This window comes from Phyllobacterium sp. P5_D12 (assembly GCF_054049495.1).
In genome coordinates, this window is sequence record NZ_JBFUMG010001001.1 from 1 (window position 1) to 973 (window position 973).

The 973-nt window shown below is 56.5% G+C and carries 1 protein-coding gene; it reads right to left on the reverse strand.

Features of this window, described 5'->3' with window-relative positions:
• A partial coding sequence (gene repC, locus ACXJ5O_RS28270; RefSeq protein WP_457302806.1) for a plasmid replication protein RepC occupies nucleotides 1–900 on the reverse strand: 900 nt, incomplete at its 3' end.
• Between the last annotated feature and the right edge of the window lie 73 nt (nucleotides 901–973).

Here is a 973-nt window from a genome sequence, read left to right on the forward strand (position 1 = left end):
CTTCATGACCAATCCAAGTGGATAGGCCTTTGTTGCATCTTCAGCCTTGGTTTTTACCAGCTCGAGTTTGGACCCTTGGCTGTTTCTTGAGCCAGGTTCAAGATCAGAATTAGAGTCGGGTTTTGAATTCTGTTGCTGCGGTTCATTTTGAGACTCATTGGCGCTCATATTTTCTTTATTTATGTGTTTTTCCAGCAGGATAACGACTTCGTCATGCAGCGTCGCCAGATCGCTCAGGATTGGCTCCAGGGCGGAAAGTATCGCCTGACGCGGGATTGCCTCAACAAGCGCCCGGAAACGCTCCCAGATCGTTCCCCAGTCGCCGGCAACGTCTTCCTCGACGGCAACCTCGATGAGCTTGGCGATATCGCGCCTGTGGAGCGTGATGCGCTCGCGGACGAGCTTGAGGGCCATGGACGCCGCGCGCACGCTCTCGGCGGCCTGCTGCAGCTCCTCTGCGCGTGCCAGCAACGGTGCTAGGGAGAAGCCGAACGCGTCGGTGATCTCCCCTCCCCTGCCCTTCCTTGAATAGCGTTTGCCGTTTGGGCTGTCCTTGCGCGTGATCAGGCCGCATTCCAGCAGCGCCGCGAGATGCCGGCGCAATGTGGCATTGGCCATGCCGTGGGCACGCATCGAAAGCTGAACGTTGGAGGGAAAGACCACCAGGCCGTTTGCTTCCGACAGTTCGCTATCCGGCAGGAACGACAGCAACGCATTAAGCACCGCCAGGGCGCGGTCGCCCACACCGACGACTTCCTTGCCTTCACACAGCCAGCGATAGACTTGCCACTTGTCGGCCGTCTTGCCTTCATTGATCTCCTGCGCTTGTGTTTGCGCTTTCAAATGGGCAAGCGTCATCGCCCGGCCCCCGAAAGGGGTCGTTATGAGATTTCCAATCATCTCCATTCACCTTTTCAAAAAGGCAAAAGAATTCCGCTCGCCAAAACGACGCCAATAACTCTTGACACTGATT